Source organism: Campylobacter novaezeelandiae, assembly GCF_004323845.1.
Classification (GTDB): domain Bacteria; phylum Campylobacterota; class Campylobacteria; order Campylobacterales; family Campylobacteraceae; genus Campylobacter_D; species Campylobacter_D novaezeelandiae.
Genome location: NZ_QPGR01000002.1, coordinates 59,031 through 78,504 on the forward strand (window position 1 = coordinate 59,031; position 19,474 = coordinate 78,504).

At 26.5% G+C, this 19,474-nt stretch carries 18 protein-coding genes and 4 tRNA genes; 12 read left to right on the forward strand and 10 right to left on the reverse strand.

Annotation, left to right across the window (positions count from 1 at the left end; translation table 11 throughout):
* Entirely contained in the window at nt 1-2,469 is a 2,469-nt protein-coding gene (locus tag DU473_RS01610; RefSeq protein ID WP_131186424.1) for a pentapeptide repeat-containing protein, read from the forward strand.
* A gap of 28 nt (nt 2,470-2,497) precedes the next feature.
* On the opposite strand, the gene DU473_RS01615 is transcribed toward DU473_RS01610, so the two are convergent.
* The 8 genes from DU473_RS01615 to DU473_RS01650 all read right to left on the reverse strand — a co-directional run bounded on the left by DU473_RS01615 (nt 2,498) and on the right by DU473_RS01650 (nt 5,928).
* Complete coding sequence (locus tag DU473_RS01615) at nt 2,498-3,199, reverse strand: SIMPL domain-containing protein (RefSeq protein WP_131164003.1); 702 nt, start codon at nt 3,197-3,199, stop codon at nt 2,498-2,500.
* Nucleotides 3,200-3,408: 209 nt separating this feature from the next.
* Nucleotides 3,409-3,496 (reverse strand) — tRNA-Ser (locus DU473_RS01620).
* A gap of 24 nt (nt 3,497-3,520) precedes the next feature.
* Nucleotides 3,521-3,594, reverse strand: a tRNA-Cys gene (locus DU473_RS01625).
* A 7-nt stretch (nt 3,595-3,601) separates the two neighbouring features.
* Nucleotides 3,602-3,690: transfer RNA gene (locus DU473_RS01630), tRNA-Leu, on the reverse strand.
* Nucleotides 3,691-3,699: 9 nt separating this feature from the next.
* Nucleotides 3,700-3,774, reverse strand: a tRNA-Gly gene (locus DU473_RS01635).
* Nucleotides 3,775-3,858: 84 nt separating this feature from the next.
* Nucleotides 3,859-4,644, reverse strand: a complete 786-nt coding sequence (locus DU473_RS01640) for a hypothetical protein (RefSeq protein WP_131164002.1) — start codon at nt 4,642-4,644, stop codon at nt 3,859-3,861.
* Between the two features lie 63 nt (nt 4,645-4,707).
* Nucleotides 4,708-5,304, reverse strand: a complete 597-nt coding sequence (locus DU473_RS01645; protein WP_131164001.1) for a bacteriohemerythrin — start codon at nt 5,302-5,304, stop codon at nt 4,708-4,710.
* 3 nt (nt 5,305-5,307) lie between these two features.
* The gene (locus tag DU473_RS01650; protein ID WP_131186425.1) at nt 5,308-5,928 is read right to left on the reverse strand and encodes a bacteriohemerythrin; all 621 of its coding nucleotides are present in this window, start codon (nt 5,926-5,928) and stop codon (nt 5,308-5,310) included.
* A 240-nt stretch (nt 5,929-6,168) separates the two neighbouring features.
* On the opposite strand from DU473_RS01650, the gene mutY reads away from it, so the two are divergent.
* The 11 genes from mutY to DU473_RS01705 all read left to right on the forward strand — a co-directional run bounded on the left by mutY (nt 6,169) and on the right by DU473_RS01705 (nt 17,356).
* The gene (mutY, locus tag DU473_RS01655; RefSeq protein WP_131186426.1) at nt 6,169-7,215 is read left to right on the forward strand and encodes an A/G-specific adenine glycosylase; all 1,047 of its coding nucleotides are present in this window, start codon (nt 6,169-6,171) and stop codon (nt 7,213-7,215) included.
* 44 nt (nt 7,216-7,259) lie between these two features.
* Nucleotides 7,260-8,105: a radical SAM/SPASM domain-containing protein gene (locus DU473_RS01660; protein ID WP_131186427.1), complete on the forward strand. Its 846-nt coding sequence runs from the start codon at nt 7,260-7,262 to the stop codon at nt 8,103-8,105.
* A 51-nt stretch (nt 8,106-8,156) separates the two neighbouring features.
* Nucleotides 8,157-10,256, forward strand: a complete 2,100-nt coding sequence (gene topA / locus DU473_RS01665) for a type I DNA topoisomerase (protein ID WP_131163997.1) — start codon at nt 8,157-8,159, stop codon at nt 10,254-10,256.
* A 113-nt stretch (nt 10,257-10,369) separates the two neighbouring features.
* A complete protein-coding gene (locus DU473_RS01670; protein WP_131186428.1) occupies nt 10,370-11,149 on the forward strand; it encodes a DUF1796 family putative cysteine peptidase in 780 nt (259 codons plus the stop codon).
* Nucleotides 11,150-11,278: 129 nt separating this feature from the next.
* Nucleotides 11,279-12,115 (forward strand): biotin synthase, encoded by an 837-nt coding sequence (locus tag DU473_RS01675; RefSeq protein ID WP_131163995.1) that lies wholly within the window; start codon nt 11,279-11,281, stop codon nt 12,113-12,115.
* The gene (locus DU473_RS01680; protein WP_131164083.1) at nt 12,096-13,277 is read left to right on the forward strand and encodes a cation:proton antiporter; all 1,182 of its coding nucleotides are present in this window, start codon (nt 12,096-12,098) and stop codon (nt 13,275-13,277) included. Before DU473_RS01675 ends, DU473_RS01680 begins: the two co-directional genes overlap by 20 nt.
* Nucleotides 13,277-14,038, forward strand: coding sequence for a 3'(2'),5'-bisphosphate nucleotidase CysQ family protein (locus DU473_RS01685; RefSeq protein WP_131163994.1), 762 nt, complete (start codon nt 13,277-13,279; stop codon nt 14,036-14,038). The genes DU473_RS01680 and DU473_RS01685 overlap by 1 nt, the downstream gene beginning before the upstream one ends.
* A gap of 8 nt (nt 14,039-14,046) precedes the next feature.
* A complete protein-coding gene (locus tag DU473_RS01690) occupies nt 14,047-14,787 on the forward strand; it encodes a hypothetical protein (protein ID WP_131163993.1) in 741 nt (246 codons plus the stop codon).
* A complete protein-coding gene (ribD, locus tag DU473_RS01695; RefSeq protein WP_131163992.1) occupies nt 14,784-15,764 on the forward strand; it encodes a bifunctional diaminohydroxyphosphoribosylaminopyrimidine deaminase/5-amino-6-(5-phosphoribosylamino)uracil reductase RibD in 981 nt (326 codons plus the stop codon). Before DU473_RS01690 ends, ribD begins: the two co-directional genes overlap by 4 nt.
* Complete coding sequence (locus DU473_RS01700; protein ID WP_131163991.1) at nt 15,745-16,245, forward strand: hypothetical protein; 501 nt, start codon at nt 15,745-15,747, stop codon at nt 16,243-16,245. The genes ribD and DU473_RS01700 overlap by 20 nt, the downstream gene beginning before the upstream one ends.
* A 259-nt stretch (nt 16,246-16,504) precedes the next feature.
* Nucleotides 16,505-17,356: a hypothetical protein gene (locus DU473_RS01705; RefSeq protein WP_131165612.1), complete on the forward strand. Its 852-nt coding sequence runs from the start codon at nt 16,505-16,507 to the stop codon at nt 17,354-17,356.
* Here the strand turns inward: DU473_RS01705 and sppA are convergent.
* Together sppA and mqnF are read right to left on the reverse strand one after the other, a co-directional pair.
* Nucleotides 17,353-18,240, reverse strand: a complete 888-nt coding sequence (gene sppA / locus DU473_RS01710) for a signal peptide peptidase SppA (RefSeq protein ID WP_131165613.1) — start codon at nt 18,238-18,240, stop codon at nt 17,353-17,355. The genes DU473_RS01705 and sppA overlap by 4 nt on opposite strands.
* On the reverse strand, nt 18,228-19,457 hold the full coding sequence (mqnF, locus tag DU473_RS01715; RefSeq protein ID WP_131186430.1) for an aminofutalosine deaminase family hydrolase: 1,230 nt from the start codon (nt 19,455-19,457) through the stop codon (nt 18,228-18,230). The genes sppA and mqnF overlap by 13 nt, the downstream gene beginning before the upstream one ends.
* Between the last annotated feature and the right edge of the window lie 17 nt (nt 19,458-19,474).

Below are 19,474 nucleotides of genomic sequence, written 5' to 3' on the forward strand. Positions count from 1 at the left end.
ATGCATAAAGGAAGAGATGATTTAATTTCACCAGAAGAAGCAGAAAAAGGCGTTGAAATAGTTTCTAAAATATGCAGAGTTGATAAAGAAAAAATACATTATCCAACCGTGGAATGCAATGGACCAAGCATAAGTGAATATAAATTTGATTATTTTCCTCCTAGTTTATTGCATACAGATTTTAAATATGAAATTAAATTTATTAATTGTAAATTTGGTTCTTGGGAAGACTTTAATTTATATAATACATCAAATAATTTTTTGGTTTTTGTAAATTGTGAATTTGATTATATATGCTTAAATAATGATTTAGTTACAGATAACACATTTAAATTAAACAATAAATTATATTTTTTTGGTTGCAAATTTAATGGAGATATTGACATTGGAAAGGCTAATATTAATGGCGAAATAAAATTTAATGGTTGTATTTTTAAAAATGTTTTTTATTTTAATGTTAAAGAATATTTGTCAAGTATTAAAATAAAAAATTGTATTTTTTATAAATCATTTTATATGTTGGGTTCTTTTAAAAATGAAGCTAGTTTTGATAATTCTATATTTAAAGATTATGTTTATTTTAATGAGTGTGAATTTGAAAAAACTGCTAGTTTTTATGGAGTGAGGTTTGAAAAAGCTGCGAATTTCAGTGCTTGTTATTTTAAAGAACCAAAAGCTGTAAATTTAATCAATGTCGATATAGATAAGCTAGATTTTAAATCAGTGGAGAAATATATAGAAGATAACTATCAAGATAAAAGTTATAAAGGGGAAATCAAGAGAATCAAGGATAAAAAAGAGAAATTTAAAATTCAAAACGAACATCAATTAAGATATGCCAAAAATTTAAAAGACTCTTTCAGGGTTATAAAAGATGTTTTAATCACCCAAAACAATAAATTAGAAGCTCAAGAATGGCACAAGCTAGAGCTTTACGCAAAAGAGAAAGAATTGGAAATTCAATTAAGTAAAAATAAAAATGACAATTTAAAAAAAGAATCTAAAAATCAAGTATATAATCCTAAGGATTATGAAAAATTTAATTATTCAAGACTGAAAGCATTAAAATCAAAGTTAATGCCTTTAATTTTTTATTCTTTATTACCAATGGCACATACATTATTTCTACCATTTTATTTATTTTGCACTATTTTTATAATAATAAAAATAATAACAAAGATATTAATAAAAATATCAAAATTATTTTATTATTTTTATATATCTTTTAGACCTTTAGAATGGAATAAGTTTATAATTTTTTGGAAAGTAAAATTTAATCATTGTATAAAAAAATTAATGACTTTTGGAAGAAAAATGCTAGATTTTACTTTATGGTTTGATTGTATTTTATTGCAAGTTTATAGGAATACTAGTAATCATCATACAAATTTCTTAAAAATTTTAAATTTTACAATTTTAATGATTTCATCATATGCTATTTTTAGCTTATTATTTTTAAATAATATGGATTTTATATTATCTTTTGATCCAATGACAATAGCTGCAATGAATTATATCGTTTTATTAATGTTATTAATTATTTTTATTAGCCTTACAAGGCAATTATATCAACATGGTGCTATTTTATTATTTCTTATTTGTGGTCTTTTTATAATCAGCATAGCATCATTTTTATCGCCAATATACATTCCAGCTTTTTATTTTTTAATTTATTTTGTAGGTATATTAATTTCCTATCTTTTATTTATCTGTAAAATTAAACTTTTTGTTTTTATTTCGAGATTGTTTGCCTATATTTGTCTAATTGGGGTTGTTATTTTAAAACCTCAACTTATCAATCCTTTTGTAGGAATTTTTTCATCAGATAAACTTTATGAAAGTAAATTTGAAAAAAGGTTAAATGACTTAAATACAAGTGCTATTATAAACCTTGCAAAACTATCTCAAAAAGATTTTAATTTCACTAAAGAATATATAAATATTTCTTTTACAGAATTAAATTCAGCTAAGGCTTTGATAATAGCAAATAAAGAAAAATTAAAAGAAATTTTATCTAAAGTGTATGATGATAAATATGAAAGTGGTTATAAAAAGGTCTTAAATGAACTAGAAAATAACACATCAAATGTAAAAAATATCATAGAAAAAATAGACAATAAAAATAACAATAGCGTTGTATCTGCTCAACTTAACCAATTTTTAAAATTAAATTTTACTCAAGAAGTAGATTTTTTACATGGAATAAAAAGAAATTTTTCTATATCTGAAAAACTATCACCTGAGCAAATGGCTCTTTTTGATCAAAAAGACAGTCAAGATAAATTAAAAAATATTTTATCTCTTTTAAATTTCAAAGTAAGCTTTGAAGAAATTTTAAAAATTATAAAACAAGATGAAAATATGCAAGGTGTTATAAAATCCACTAGTATTTTATATAGCATTATTCTTTTGCTTTGTATATTTTCACTCCAAAAAACCGCACGAAAAAATTCTATAGTGCCAAGCTAAGCTTTTAAGGCTTAGCTAAGCTTTATAATTAGTCTTTTAAGTAGTATTCTATAGTAGAAACCACTCTTATGGTTTTGATATAAGGGGTGTTTTTGTCTCTATTACTGATACTAAATTGCCCTTGAGAAGCCTTTTTTATCTTACCAAGATGGCTATTTGAGTCTTGTGCGAATTTTATCGCTGCATTTCTGGCATTGAGCGTTGCTTCTTCTATCATTTGTGGTTTTATCTCATTTAATTTTGTATAAAGATATTCTATTTCATAATTTTCTATTTTTATCACTATACCTTCTTTGCCAAGCGTTGAAATTTTTTCTAGTATGCTTTTTCCAAGTTTAACATTTTTAGTATAGATGAGTAAATTTCCCGTGCCCACATACCTAAAGCTTACTATATTATCATTTCTATAAGGATCGCTTAATTTATCTATGATATTTGGGGCATTATAGCTTATCTCATCAGCCCTTACACCTTGAGCTTGCAAAAATCTAAGTATATTTTGCTTATCTTTTTCCAAATCTTCGTATAAATTTGTAAGATTATTATTTGATCTTGTAAATTTTATAGGAAAGATAAGTGTATCCGCTTCTACATCTTTTTGACTTAGACCTTTTACGCTTACACTTCTTTCAAGCGTTTTAAAGTCATTTAAAGCCTTATTAAAACCAAAGGCTAAAATCAAACTTGCCAAAACTATGGCCAAAGATATAAAAAAAGTATTTAATTTCATTTTTATCCTTTAAGTCTGTATTTGCAATAATATTATAAAATCTATAAATATATATTTTAAAACTTTTATTTCGCTTAAAAATTATAGAGCATTTGAAAGTTAAAACATTTTTAAAAATTTAAAATTCCAAAGATTTTAAATTTTTAAAAAATAGCTAAAGATAAAAATTCAATTCTTAAAACAAAATTTAGAAACTAGAAAACAAAACGTGGCCGGGAGAAAGGGATTCGAACCCCTGGAGGTGTGACCCTCAACGGTTTTCAAGACCGCCGCTTTCGACCACTCAGCCATCTCCCGAAAAAATGTAAAGAAAACTATCGCTGGAGGCGACATCCGGATTCGAACCGGAGATCAAGGCTTTGCAGGCCCATGCCTTACCGCTTGGCTATGTCGCCTTGAATATGGTGCCCGAGGCCGGACTTGAACCGGCACGGAAGAAAAATTCCGAGGGATTTTAAGTCCCTTGTGTCTACCAATTCCACCACCCGGGCGGGTGATAATGGAGCGGGAAACGAGAATCGAACTCGCGACACCAACCTTGGCAAGGTTGTGCTCTACCCCTGAGCTATTCCCGCAAAGAAAACTTTTATAAACAACAAGTAAGTAAAGATGAAATCTTAACAAATTAAACTTAAAATATTGTTAAGATTTATTTTTATTTATTTGCAAATGTAACTTACGATAGCCTCTAATTTTTGATCCCCTTCTGTTACAAGAGGTAAAGAAAGTTCTACTCCGTCCATTTTAGCACTTGAATTTAAAACCCTTGGCATTGTTGCACCATATTGTCTTTGAGTGATATTTAAAGATCTTAAAGTACAGGTTCTATTTAAATCGCTAGAATATTTTTTTTCATATTCTAATGATTTTGTTAAAAGTTTATCATAAAGCTTTTCTTTACTTTCTTTTAAAAGCTCATCAGAAAATCTAGCCTCTAAAGAAGGTATTGAAACACTTATAAACTCACTTTTTGCAACAATGGCGTTTAAATCATTAATAAAAGCATTAAATGCATTTAATTCTTCTGGTTTTATATTGCAATTTAAATAAGCATTTAGCCTTTGTCCTTTTGGAATTTGAACCCCATCTTTATAAGAAAAATTTGGCTCTAAACTATACGAACCGCCTGTGCAAAATTTATCTTGTTTAGCTCTTTGTAAAATTTGATTAAAAGTATTAGAAATTTGACTTTTTTCTTCTTGGGTTAAAGAAATTTTTGTGCTTAAAAGCTCATTTGCCCAAAAATTGATATGTGCACTAAATACATCAGGTTTTATTTTTGAACTTTCTTCAATGTTTCTTGAAAAACTTAAATACCTATTTGAGTTTAAACTGCTATTTGTATCTTTTTTCTTATTTAAAAACTCAACGTTAAAAATAACCCCTAAAACAAAAAGCAACAAGCATAAAAAACCTACACCTAAACCTTTAAAAAAAGTTAACATCTTATTTCCTTTATTAAAAATTTAAGCTAATTTTAGCAAAGAAATATAAAAATCAATATCTCTTTATCCTTGTTTTAAAAATCCTATAATGCAATTGCATTTTTTGCATCTAAATTTAGCATTACTATCTTGAATTTTTTTATGAATTCCAAAAGGCACATCGTGAATTTTTCCTAGACATTGACAAGTATAAAAATAAATTGCCAACTCGTCATTTTCTTCTTCTTTAACTTCTTCAAAACTTATATCAGTTCCATCCTCAGAACTCAAAGCTCCTATTCTCCATTTTTCTACTTTCATATCCTCATAAAGTATATGCTCTAAAAGCCATTTTTTTACCATAAGATAGAGTTTCTCTTTTAAATCATTTGTAGTTTTTATATTTTGAATAAGTTCTATCATAGATTGAGTAATTTCTTTATGGATCTTACAATGCTCTTCAAAATAAGGGTATTTGATAGTTAGCATATATTTTTCTTCATCATTAAAATGATATCTCATATAATTAAAAAATTCTGTCAGTAAAATTTTAATTTTATCTTTATATACAGGCTTATCAAGTATATATTCAACTTTTGCAGCAAGTTCAAATAATTTTTTATGTTGTTGATCTATTTTGTTATTATGAACGCTATAACTCTTATCCCATTTTGGTAACAATTTTTATCCTTTATAAGTTTTTTCTTTGCTCTTTAAAAAAACCAAAAGCTGTTGGCATTTTTTACATTTGATGATTGCATTTTCATTTATCATGCTCATATGATCTTCAAAATTTAATCTATGTTCTATTTTGCAAGGACAAGAATAAATAAATTCTAAATTTTCTTGCATTATGGGTTGTTCTTGTGTTGATTTTTCATTATCTAAAGCTTTTGTTTTATTTTCATTGGCCCAAATTGCTATTTTAATATCATATTTTAAGATATGCTTATAAAGCCAATTTGACATCATGTGATACAATCTTTCTTTAAGATCATTTGTAGTTTTTATATTTTGAATTAACCTAGACATTTCATATATGATATTTTTATGCATTTGTCTGTGTTCATGAAGATAGGGATATTGAATTTCTTCCATAAATTTTTCTTCATCATGAAAGTGTTCTTTCATATAATTAAAGAGTTCTGTTAAAATTTCTTTTAACTCATCTCGTTTGACAAATTTATAAACTGCATTTTCAACTTTTGCGGCAAGTTCAAATAATTTTTTATGTTGAGTATCGATTTTTTTATTATTAATGTTATAGCATTCATCCCAAGCTGGAATCAGCCTATGATCTTCCATTTTTCAATCCCCCCCCCCCAGTCCATTTACAAAACATTTTATCAATATTCTATAAATATTATTTAAATATTATATCATAAAAATTTATTTTTATATATTTTTTTAATAATATATTTAAATGTATAAATATACTTTTTATTATATTTTTATTAAATTTTATTTAAGATAGTTCAAAATTTCATTGCTATTCTTAAATACTTACAATTGCTATAAATTTTATTTTTTTGCTATACTCCTTTTATGCAAAAACAAATCCTAGCTAAATTACAAAATAATATTCTTATTTGGTATAAAAAAAATGGTAGAAAAGAGTTACCTTGGAGAAATTTACAAAACTCTTTATGTGATAAAAGACTTTACCATATTGAACGCTCTTATGGGGTTTATATCAGTGAAATTATGCTTCAACAAACTCAAGTAAAATCAGTTTTAGAAAAATTTTACTTTCCTTTTTTAGAAAAATTCCCAAATTTAGCTAGCCTTGCAAATGCAGACGAAGAAAAACTTTTAAAAGCGTGGCAAGGACTTGGGTATTATTCTAGAGCCAGAAATTTAAGAAAAGCAGCCATTATTTGCATACAAAAATTTAATGGGTCTTTGCCAAAAAATATCAAGGATTTAAAAAGTTTAAATGGTATAGGAGCTTATACAGCTGGGGCTATTGCTTGTTTTGGATACGATGAAAAAGTAAGTTTTGTTGATGGAAATATAAAACGCATTTTATGCAGATTGTTTGCCTTGCAAAACCCTAGTACAAAGGAACTAGAACTCAAAGCTGAAAAACTCTTAAATTTAAACAATGCCTTTGATCACAATCAGGCTTTACTTGATATAGGAGCTTTAGTTTGTTTGCCTAAAAATCCAAAATGTGGAATTTGTCCACTTTATGAATTTTGTATAGGGAAATTTAATACAGAACTTTATCCAAGAGTTAAAAAAATATCATATGAAAATTTAAATTTAAATCTTGTTCTTTTAGAATTTCAAAAGAAATTTAGCATTCAAAAAAGTTCTAAAAAACTTTATAAAGGTATGTATAATTTCCCTTTTTTTGAAGACAATGAATTTAAAATTAATAAAAATATGAAATTAATAACAGAGTTTAAGCATAGCTATACTAGATTTAAAATCAATGTTAGAGTTTATCATCAAATTTTAGACAAGAAAGATAAAAGTCACAATTTTAAAAGTCTTGAAGAATTAGACAATATGCCCCTTTCAATTCTTTCTTTAAAAGCTTTAAAAATACTTAAACAATCCATTATAAAATTTGATAGCGGGGTTTGATTTATTATAATTATAAAATTATTTTGAAATTTAATTGGACAATAATGAAATTTAAAAAAATTTATATAGAACTTAGCGATATTTGTGGTTTAAAATGCGATTTTTGCCCTTGGGTGAAAAATACAAGAGGTGTTATGAAATTATCAAATTTTAAAGCTTTGGTAGAAGAAATTTCAAATAAAGCAGAACTTTTTACCTTTCACCTACTAGGAGATCCTTTACTTTTGCCAAATCTTGAAGAATATATTCAAATAGCCTATGAAAAAAATATGAAATTAGAACTTACAACAAGTGGCTTTTACTTTAATGAAAAAAATCAAAATTTACTTTTAAAATACTCTAATATTTATCAAATTAACATTTCAATCACGGCTTTTTTAAGTCAAAATAAATTAAATTTAAAAGATTATTTTGCACCTATTTTAACTTTTTGTCAAAAGTATCTTGAACAAGATATTAAAAGTTTTATCAATCTTAGGCTTTGGAATTTAGATGAAAAATTTAATTTTCCTAAAGAAAATTTAGAATTTTATGAATTTTTAAACTCATATTTTAATGTAAAAATTGATCCTAAGCAATCTAAAAATCGTCTTGCAAGACATATAATACTTCATCAAAAAAAATCATTTAACTGGCCTAGTTTAGAGAATAAAATCATAAATACCAAAGGAACTTGTTATGGGCTTATTAAGCAAATTGGAATCTTAAGCAATGGCACAGTTGTGCCTTGCTGTTTAGATGCTAAAGCTTGCATTAACCTTGGAAATATCTTTGAAAAACCTTTTACAAGCATTATTAACTCTCAAAAATCAAAAAAAATTATACAAGGCTTTAAAGAAGGAAAATATTTAGAAGCTTTATGTCAAAGATGTGCTTTTAATGTAAGTTAAATTTAATTTTTTTTAGCTAAATTAAACATTTTATTTTATAAAAGGCAAAGAATGAAAAAAAACCTAATCATAGTCGAATCTCCCGCTAAAGCAAAAACCATAGGAAATTTCTTAGGAAAAGATTATGAAGTTATAGCCTCTAAAGGTCACATTAGAGATTTACCAAAAACAAGCTTTGGTATAAAAATAGAAAATGATGTTTTTATCCCTGAATATAAAATTACAAGTGATCATAGCTCCTTGGTAAAAGAATTAAAAGAAAAAGCTAAAAATGCTAAAGAAATCTTTCTTGCAACGGATGAGGATAGAGAAGGAGAAGCTATAGCTTATCATATAGCAAAAGCCATAGGAAAAGACGAAGAAAAACTTCCTCGTATCGTATTTCACGAAATCACAAAAAGTGCTATTGATCATGCTCTAAAACACCCTAGAAAACTGAATATGAACTCAGTCAATGCTCAACAAACTAGACGTTTGCTTGATCGCATCGTAGGTTACAAACTAAGCCCTCTTTTAGGACAAAAAATTCAAAAAGGTTTAAGTGCTGGACGCGTTCAAAGTGCGGCTTTAAAAATCATAGTAGATAGAGAAAAAGAAATTCGTGCTTTTATACCTTTAGAATATTTTAGCATTGATATGATATTCAAAAAAGATCTAGAAGCGGAATTAATAGAATTTGATAAAACCAAAATAGAAAAACTTACCATAACCAATAAAGACCGTGCTAAATTAGTTCTTGAAGCTTGCAAAAATGATAATTATTTTATAAGCGAAATAGAAAATAAAGAAAGAAAAATATCACCCCCACCTCCTTTTATGACCTCAACTTTACAGCAAAGCGCTAGCAATCGCTTAGGATTTAATCCTAAAAAAACCATGATGATAGCTCAAAAACTCTATGAAGGAGTAAATACTCATCAAGGCACAATGGGTGTAATCACTTATATGAGAACAGATAGCTTAAATTTAGCCAAAGAAGCAATCCAAAATGCAAGAGAATTTATCAAAAATAATTTTGGAGAAAAATATCTCCCTAATAAAGCTAATGTCTATACCACAAAAGCTAAAGGAGCTCAAGAAGCTCATGAAGCAATACGTCCTACAAATCTGGACTTTACCCCAGAAATTGCAACCAAATTTTTAGATAAAGACGAGTTAAAACTTTATGCCTTAATTTACAATCGTTTTTTAGCCTGTCAAATGAATCCTGCTATCTCTGGAACTCAAAATATTTTTGTAAAAAATGATAGAGCTGTTTTTAAAATAAGTGGTAGAAAAATACTTTTTGATGGATACTATAAAGTATATGGAGATATGGATAAAGATAAAATTTTACCCGATCTTAAAATTGGAGAAAATTTAAAAATACAAAATTTAGAAATGAATTCTCATTTTACAGAACCTCCTTCAAGATACTCTGAAGCAGGACTAGTAAAAAAACTTGAAAGTTTAGGCATAGGAAGACCTTCTACTTACGCCCCTACTATCTCTATACTTACAAGCCGTGATTATGTAAAGATTGATAAAAAACAATTAATTCCTAGCGAAATAGCTTTTGTAGTTACTGAGATGCTTGAAAAGAACTTTAGTGATATAGTAGATAGTAAATTTACTTCAAATTTAGAAAATACACTTGATGAAATCGCTGAAAATAAAGCTAATTGGCAAGAAACTTTGAAAGAATTTTATTATCCTTTTATAAAAAAAATAGAAGAAGGAAAAAATAAAATAGCAAGTCAAAAAACTGTTGTAAAACTAGGAGAACTTTGTCCTGAGTGTGGCGGAGAACTTGTTATAAGAAAAGGACGTTTTGGTGAATTTGTGGCGTGCTTAAATTTTCCAAAATGCAAATATTCAAGAAATTTAAACAACGAAAATAAAAATGAAGACCAAAATTCTACAAAAGCTAAAACAAACTCAACAGGCATAATTTGTCCAAGCTGTAAAAAAGGTGAAATTGTAGAACGCTTTTCAAAACGTGGAAAATTTTATGGTTGCAGTGCTTATCCAAAATGTAATTTTATAAGCAAATATAAACCAAGCGATGAAATATGCGAAGAATGTGGTGAAAATTTAGTGATTAAAGAACTTAAAAAAGGCACATTTTTAGAATGCCTTAAATGTAAAATAAAAAAAGAAATCAAAGACTAATTCTACTTATGAAAATGGAATTTATTTTACATTTTCATAATTTTTATTAATTTTATAAATTAAAACATTTACAAAACAATACAAAATTATTAAAGTTTAAAAAGGAGACTAAAATGCAAAAACAATACATCAAAGCTGATGTTATTTTAAGTTTAGGATCTGCTTGTCGCACTGCACATCACTTAAGAAAAAACCATTTAAGATTATTTTCTTCTCCGCTTGATTGGATGGTAAGTGGTGATTTAGATATAATTTATGATTTATTTTGCAATGATTTTAAAGATTTTTTCTTAAATTATGAAGTAGTTAAACATTCTAAAAAAGGCGATAAGGCAGATGAGCCAATTCATGTTAAAGATGTCAAATATGATATTTTATCCATTCATCATTTCTTTGCTAATGAAGATTTAAAAATTCAAAGCAAAAGAGTCAATGAACAAAGCATTTATCGCTGGAATAAAATCAAACAAAAATTACTTTTAGCCAAAAATATTGTTTTTATCCATTGCGGTAACTTTGAACTAGAAAAAATAAAAAAATTTTTAACAAAAACTTCTCTTCTTTTAAAAAGAAACGGGGGGGGGAATAATATAAAATATTATTTTATAAATATTAGTTCAAACGAAAATTTAAACGAAAATGAAATTTATATAGATGAATTTAAATTTAATGAAAATTTACATATCATAAACTACACTATCAATGATTCTTATAATGGTTTTATAGGAAATGCATCTGCTTGGAAAAAAATTTTAAAAAGCTTAAAAATGCCACTAAAAATTAAAATAAAAAATGCTATTAATGATTTTTTTATCCGTTTAAAAAGAAGCTGCAAAAGAAGAATAGCTTTTTTTACAAAAAAATACAAAAATGATATCAATGAATTTCATTAAAACTTACCTACCCTTAATGATAAAAATGCCAAATCTAAAAACCCACTTAAAACATTAAAACAAAATAAATTTATTAAATTAAGGCTTTTTTGTTAGAATGCAAATTTTAATTACTAAATAGGAGAAGCAATGCAAATTATGCTTTGTGCTATATGCAATATAGCAAGCGGAGGATGTAGCGAAGATTGTAAATACTGCACTCAAAGCTCTTTTGTTAAAACAAATATTTTAAAATATAAAAGAAAAGATATCAAGCAAATTATTTTAGAAGCTAAAATGGCTAAAAAAAATCATGCTCTAGGATTTTGTTTGGTAACTGCAGGGCTTGGACTTGATGATGAAAAATTAGAATATGTTTGCGAAGCTGCATATGCGATACAAAAAGAAGTTCCTAATTTATTTCTTATAGCTTGCAATGGTATGGCAAATGTGGAACAACTTAAAGAACTTAAAAAAGCAGGAATTTTCTCTTATAATCACAATCTTGAAACTTCAAAAGAATTCTTTCCAAAAATTTGCACCACTCATACTTGGGAAAGTAGATTTAATACAAATCTTAATGCCAAAGAAGCAGGATTAATGCTTTGTTGTGGCGGAATTTACGGAATGGGAGAAAGTGAAGAGGATAGAATAAGCTTTAGAAAATCACTACAAGAATTAAAGCCTTTTTCAACTCCGATAAATTTTTTTATTTCTAATGAAAATTTAAATTTAAAAGCTCCAAAATTAAGCGCAGATGAAGCTTTAAAAATAGTGCGTGATACAAAAGCTGCATTACCTGATTCTGTTGTTATGGTAGCAGGGGGACGTGAATTTGTTTTAAAAGAAAGACAATATGAAATCTTTAAAGCAGGAGCTTCTTCTATTGTTATAGGAGATTATCTTACCACAAAAGGAGAAATAGCCTCTAAAGATATTGAAAAACTTGAACAAATGGGATTTAGTTTTGCTTCAGAATGTCATTGAGCACCAAGATTTAATTGATCTAAAAATTCTTGCAACAATAGCTTGTTGTTTATTTTTTTCTCCATATATTGCCAAATCTTTACGACTACCTATTTCTGCAACTGAAATTATTTTAGGCTCCATTGTGGCGTATTTTCATTTTATAGAAGATAGTGAAAATTTTAAACTTTTAGCTAATATTGGTTTTTTCTATCTAATGTTTATTGCAGGTATGGAAGTCAATTTAAGAAATTTTTTTAATATGGAAAAGAGACTTATTAAACAAAGTATTTATTATATATTTTTGCTTTATTCTTTAGCTTCTTTGATAGTCTGGATTTTTAAACTTCATTTTATATTTATTTTGATAATTCCTATAATGAGTGTTGGACTTTTATCTATACTTTTTAAAGATTTTGGTAAGCAATGTTATTGGCTTAATACAGCTATGATTGTAGCTACCTTAGCTGAAGTTATTAGTATAGTTTTAATTACTATCGCAGGAGCTTTTTTAAGAGAAGATACAAATATCATTAATGTGGGTCAAAGTATTTTATATCTTAATATATTTTTAGGGCTTTGTCTTTTAAGTTTTAAAATCCTTGGTATTTTATTTTGGTGGTATCCTGGATTAAAAACTATTTTAATGCCTGAAGAGGACAAAAACGAAAAAGATATAAGATTTTGTATTGCTATTTTTATTTTAATTATTATAGCGATGATTTTTACAAAATTAGAAGTTGCGCTTGGAGCTTTTATAGCCGGTTCTTTCATAGCAACCTTTTTTAATCATAAAAAAGATTTAGAGCACAAACTCTCAAGTTTTGGTTATGGTTTTTTAATTCCTGTATTTTTTATCTATATAGGTTCAACTTTTGATATTAAAATACTTTTAGAATATAAAATCATACTCTATTCTTTTTCTCTCATGCTTTTAATGATGTTTTTAAGGATACTTTGCTCTATGGTTTTTTTAAAGGATATTGGCTTTAAAAACTCAATTTTATTTGCCTTAAGCCACTCCATGCCTTTAACTTTATTAATTGCTGCAGCGACTTTATCTTTTAATGCTAAAATTATTTCTTCAAATTTATATGCTGCTTTAATTTTAACAGCTTTATTTGAGGTTATAATAGTTTTAAGTCTGATAAAAATTGTATCAAACATAAAAAAGGAAAATTAATGAATCTAGATTATTATTTAAATTTGGCTATTGAGGCTGCCTCTTTGGCATCTAAGGCTATAATGCAAACTAGGGATTCTTTAGAAATTTGGAAAAAAGAAGATAAAAGTCTTGTTTCAACGGCAGATATGGTTTCTAATGAAATTATTACACAAAAACTCTCACAAACTAATTTTAAAATTTTCTCAGAAGAAAAAATTTTAAAATACGAAGAAAGAAAAAATCTAGAGTATTTTTGGCTTATTGATCCTCTTGATGGCACAAGTGGTTTTTTAAAAAAATCAGATGAATTTTGCGTTATGATTTCTCTTATAAAAGAACAAAGACCCATTTTAGCCTTAATTCAAAGTCCTAGCACAAACAATGTTTTTTATGCACACTTACACACCCCTGTTTATAAAAATAATACAATTTTAAAAAAAGATGAAAATTTAATAAATCAAAACAAAAACACCGCTCTTTTAAGTGTAAATCATTTAAGCAAAGAAGATGAAAACTTTGCAAAAAAACACAATCTAAAGGCTCTAAATATAGGCTCAGGACTTAAATTTTGTGCCATTTTAGAAGGAAGAGCTGGGGTATATAAAAGAAATGAGAGCTTAAGTATATGGGATATAGCAGCAGGAGATTTTTTAATCAATCAAATTGGTGGTTTTATGGGAGATTTTAATTCAAAACTATTAAACTACAATCAAGAAAGCTATAAAGCTTTACCTTTTATAGCACTTTCAGATAAAAAATTCTTAAAAGATTTTTTATAAGGATAAAAATGAAAATTTTATTTTTAATGCTTTTTTTTCTAAATGTTTTATTATCCAATGATTTCTCGCAAAAAAAAATTTTAAGCATCAAAGCAAATGAAGATCCTTTTGAAATCATTGATTTAAAACAAAACAACCCAATAAATCTTTATAAACAAGAAGCTCTTTTTAACAGCTCAAATATAAACAAAGAAAAACAAAATAATCCCAAAGATGTAAAAACCGATTTTGCTATACTTGTAGGTTTTAAACCGCATTTTGGTTTAGCCTTAAATCAAATTTATATTAAAGCTGATCAATTTTCTTCTTTATTTATGAAAAATTTTTTCTTAAATTCACAACTTCATTTTATAAATTCTAAAGCCAATGAAATATATCAAAATAAAAAATATCTTGATTTATTTAGCATAGATAATAAATTTCATATTTTAAATATTTCCAATTTTTTAAATTATGAAAAAGATAAAAATAAAATCTATTCTCAAATTACAGATTTTCTAATCGTAATGAATTTAAACGAATTTTATATCAATACAACAAATTTTTTTATAACAAAAACAAAAAGTGCTAACGCTCTTATTAATTTTAAAATCATTGATGTTATTACAGGAAAAATAATAAGTAGCAAAAAAATCAAACTAAAACTTTCTCTAGATTCTTATAACGAAGAACAAAGTTATAAGCTTATATTAGATCAAATGCCAAAAATGCTTGCTGAAATTATCGATAAAGAAGATTTTAAAAAATGAAAAATTTTTATATGCAACTAGCCTTAAATGAGGCATGGAAATATCAATTTTTAACCTATCCAAATCCTGCTGTTGGTTGTGTGATCTTAGATAAAAATGAAAAAATTTTAAGCATAAAAGCCCACGAAAAAGCGGGTTGCAATCATGCTGAATTAAATGCTATAAGCGAAGCCTTTAAAAAATTAAAGCCTGAGATTTCTTTACCAAAAGAAGCCAATGCTTTACATGAATTTATTTGCAAAAATCATCAAGGAATTTTTAAAGATAGCATAGCTTTTGTAACACTTGAACCTTGCTCTCATCAAGGCAAAACACCTCCTTGTGCAAAACTCTTTAGTGAACTTAAATTTAAAAAAGTTTTTATAAGTGTTAAGGATGAAAATAAAATAGCTAGTAATGGTGCTTTATATTTAAAAAAACAAGGCATTGAGGTTGAATTTGGAATTTTAGAAGAAGAAGGCAAAAAACTTTTAAAACCTTTTTTAAAATGGCAAAAAGAACAATTTAAGCTTTTTAAACTTGCTCTTTCGATGAATGGTTCACCCTATGGCAAAATAGTAAGCAATGAATTAAGTCGCACTTATGCTCACCAAATAAGATCAGCTATTGATCTACTTGTTATCGGTGGAGAAACTATAAGAGCGGATAGACCTATACTTGATGCAAGACTTTGCAAAGGCAAAGCTCCCAATATTTGCATAAAAACTCATAAAAATTTAGAAGAATTTGATAAAAACATCCCTTTATTTAAAGTTCCAAATCGCAAGATTTATACTCATATCCCAGAGGAAGCAAAATTTATAATGTATGAGGGCGGAGAAAATTTTTTAAAAAATTTCAAAGATGAAATAGATATGTTTTTAATCTTTCAAAGCTCTAATTTAAATAATAAAGAAAATATCAAAATACCTTTAAATTTAACCCCGCTTTTTAAAGCTAATTTAGGAGAAGATAGCTATGGCATTTATGAGTTTTGATATTTTTTTATATGCAAAAACAGATTTAAGAATGTTTAATATAAAAGAGATAAATTTAGAAAAAAAAGGTGTATTTAACTATGAAATAAAAGCTAAAAAAGATAAGCTGAATCCTTATGATGAAAGCTTTGTTTATAGTGATAAAAGTGAAGATATTTTTGAAGCAAATGATGAAATTATTATCTCAAATCTTGGTAAAAAAATCATACTTTTTAATAACTACTCAAAAAATATTAATAATTTTAAAAAAGCAAAAAAAACTCATTTATTAAATCTAGCCCTTTTAGGCTCTTTAAATATCTTTTTTATAATCCTTGCTTTTTTAAATAACTTTAATACAATCAATTGCTTTTTAGTGCTTTTTGGTCTTTTGTTTTTAACTATGGGACTCATTAATTTAAAACTACTTAATAAGCAAATTCATATTTTAAAAAATTTCAAAAGCGAAGAAATGAAACAATTTTTAGAAAAAAATCATTAAAAGAGATATTTAACTTTGCATTTAGTCGATTTCATTTAAAATGGATAAGTAATTAATTATAGATTTTATAAATCAAGAAGAAGCTATGAAAAAGATAGTTGCTTTACTCGTGGTACTTTAGTTTTTTAAACGCTGATTTTAAAAAAGTAGATACATATGTTTTGATTTTAAAGAAAAGCTTAGAAAGTGTAATTCTTTACTTACAAATTCAAAGACAAATGTGTCGCTTAAATAAAATCAATAAATAAAGGAGGAAATAATGTTTGCATCTGTCAATTCTCAAAATACTTTATTTTCTTATGAAAATTTAAACATTGAGAAAAAAGAACTTGTAAAATTACAAAATGAAAACAAAACTCCTTTAGAAATTCCAAGTGATCAAATAGGTGGTGTTAGAGTTATCTTTGAAGATAAAAATAAAAATTTAATCAGTATAAATTTAAGTGAAGAAAATTTCAAAAGCTTACAAGAAAATTTTAGATCTTATACAAATTATATCCCAAAAGAAGATGGCTCTATAAGATTAAACGCAGAAGCTGAGAATTTCATCTCTTCGTGGTTTAATACTGCTTTAAATTTAGATAGTGCAAAAATAAATTCAAATCTTTATGATGATTATAATCTTATGTCTTTTAAAAAAGATAGACCTACTTTAAATCAAAGCCTAAATCAGCTTGGAAAAAGTAATTTTAATGCCATAGATGAAAATGCAAATATCACCCAAAAGCTTAATTTTTTAATTGATAAAGATGTCAATAAAGATGGCAAAATTGAATTAGGAGAATCAAAACCCGATGAACCCAAAGAAATATTAAATTCTCTTAGAGAAAGTTTAAATGGATCTTCAAAGATTACTGATAGAATAGATCCTCAAAAAATAAATGAAGAACAAAAGAAAAAAATAAAAAAAGTTGATAATAAAAAAGAAGAAGATTTGCTTAAAAAAGCACAAGAAAAAGGTTTAAGTGCATTAAGTGCTAATGAGCAAGAAAAGCTAAAAACACAAAATCCTAAGGAATTTAAAAAATTACAAGAAAAATCTTTGCAAAATTTAAGCTTAAATTTAAACAAAGACTTTAATCAAATAAAACTTGTAGATAAATTAGTCTAAAAGGTATTTAAATTTATACCTTTTAGAGCGTTACTTATAGTTTTACTTATAAAATTAGAACTACTAATACTTAATTTATCTAAGAATCTATCTAATTTATCCTCTTCTTTCCAAATAGGGTTTTTAACCCCTGCTAAATGCTCTAATTCTTTTTTAGCGTTTTCATAATCACTAAGCTCATCAATAAGCTTTAAATCCTTTGCTTCTTTAGCCAAAAACACTCTTGCATTAGCCCAAGTATCTTTTTGATCAAGATTTAAACCACGCTCTTTTGCTACATAACTTGTAAAAAGATCATAACTTTGATTGATTAAATTTTGTAAATATTTTTTTTCCTCAGCAGTCCAAGCCCTTGTAAAAGTTCCAGCACTTTTAAATTCTCCTGCTTGCAAACTTTGCTCTTTAATACCAAGCGTATTTACCAGCTCACTTATATCAACTCCTTGCATAATAACTCCTATAGATCCTATAAAACTTGCTGGATTAGCTAAAATTTTATTTGCACCTACTCCTGCCAAATAACTTCCGCTTGCCATAGTTCCACTTGCATAAACAACTACAGGTTTTTTTTCTTTTAAATTTTTAATTGCTAAAGCAAGTTCCATACTTGGTGCAAAAGATCCACCTGGAGAATCTATAACAAAAAGCACCCCTTTTATATTATCATCATTTTTTGCATTAATAATTCTTTCTAAAACTTTTGAGCTATCAAAAATCTCTCCTTTTAAATCAATACGCTCTAAATTTGCAAAATTTGATTTTGAGGCAGAATTTGGCACAAGAATTAAAAAAACAATAAACAAAAAAACAAAAGTTTTAAAATAAGTATTAATAAATCGAATAATTTTTCCAAAAAAATTAAAAAAACACTTTAAAATTTGCATTCTTTTCCTTTAATAAATAATTTTTCAACAAATTTAGCATTAAGAATAAACTGCAAAGGTAATTGTAAATTTTCACATTCTTTCACTTCAAAAAGACTAAAATCAGCACTTTTTCCTATTTTAATTTCTCCTAAATTTAAATTTAAAGCCTTGGCTGGATAAAGCGTTGCCATTAAAATAAGTTTTTTTGCTAATTCTAAAAGATTAAAATCTTTGTGTATAAGTAAATTAGCACGCATTTCATCTAACATAGATAAAGAGATATTTGAACTTAAGCCATCTGTGCCAAGATGAATATTTAAACCACTTTTTAAAGCTTTTTTTAAATCTAGGCTTTTTCCACTTAAAAGACGATTTGAAAATGCACAATGCGTTATAGAATGTAAATTTGTATCTAAATTTTCCCATTCTTTTAAATAAACACAATGAGTAAAAAGTGTTCTTATATCTTTAAAAAGTTTTAAAAAACTATCTACGCTATAAAATGGAACTGGATTAGAAGTAAAGTTTTTTAAATAATCTTTAAATTTCCCTTTTGCAAATCTTAACCAAAAATTCTCAGCCCTACTTTCTAGCAAATGAGTACTAACAAGTAGATTTCGCTCTTTTGCTAAATCAAGAGCAAATTTAGCAAGTTTTGGGTGAGTAGAGTAAGCAGAATGCACTGATACCGCTGGAATAAATAAATCGCTTTTATGCTTTAATGAATCTTGAAATCTTTTTAAAAATTCTTCTTTTTTAACAGCAATTTGATTTTCGTTGCTTCCTAAAATTTCATTAAAAAATATTATACGCATTCCATCTTTGCTTGCCTTAACACAAGGTTTTAAATCACTTCCAAAACTTGAAATTTCGCCTATGGTTGCCGTTCCTGTTTTGCGCATCCAATTTAGTTTTTCTAAAATTAAATCATTCTTAGCTTCTTTGCTAAGTTCATCTCTTGAATTAATAATACTTTTTAACCAAATTAAAAACTCTCCAAAATGTAAAGTATAAGAATTTGCACTAAATTCTAAGTGCGTGTGAGGATTGATAAAAGAAGGAAGCAAAAGCGTGTGTTTATGAGACTTTATAAGCTCTGCTTTAGGATATTTTTTTTGCAAAGTCTCTAAAGAATCTATAGCAATAATTTCTTCTTTAAAAGCCAAGGCCTTTTTTTCTAAAATATTAAATTTTTCATTACATAAAAATATTTTATCACTATAAATTATTTTCATACTTTCCTTTCAAAGCC